Source organism: Shewanella sp. 1180_01 (assembly GCF_052850535.1).
In genome coordinates this window covers 1-332 of record NZ_VXCT01000206.1, presented here as the reverse complement: position 1 = coordinate 332, position 332 = coordinate 1, and the positions used below count along the sequence as shown (strand labels likewise).

At 47.9% G+C, this 332-nt stretch carries 1 protein-coding gene; it reads left to right on the top strand.

Translation table 11 applies throughout. The features are described 5' to 3' along the window. Positions 1–143: 143 nt before the first annotated feature. Positions 144–332 (top strand): DUF3164 family protein (locus FW758_RS24875; protein ID WP_446446856.1); only part of this gene is annotated, 189 nt, incomplete at its 3' end.

The following is a 332-nucleotide window of genomic DNA, read 5'->3' as shown; positions in this document are numbered from 1 at the left end:
GAAAGTCGTGCAAATCGACAAGCCAACTGCTGATTTTCGCCGCATGGCCGTGGACATTATCGAGAACATTAAAGGCATTCGTCGCCGTTGTATGGCGGTGCAATTTCATGGCGTAACAGTGCGCTGGAATGAGGACAAATAATATGAACACACAAGAACTAACCCATAACCACACCGCTATTCCGCAGGGCTATCGCAAAAACGCGGTAGGCGATTTGGTACATGAAGACCGTATCAAGCCCGTAGATAAACTGCGCGATGAAGTGGTGCTGGCTATTGTCGGTTCTGCCAAAGAGCTGCGTGAACAGATGCTTAATTTCAAACTGATGACT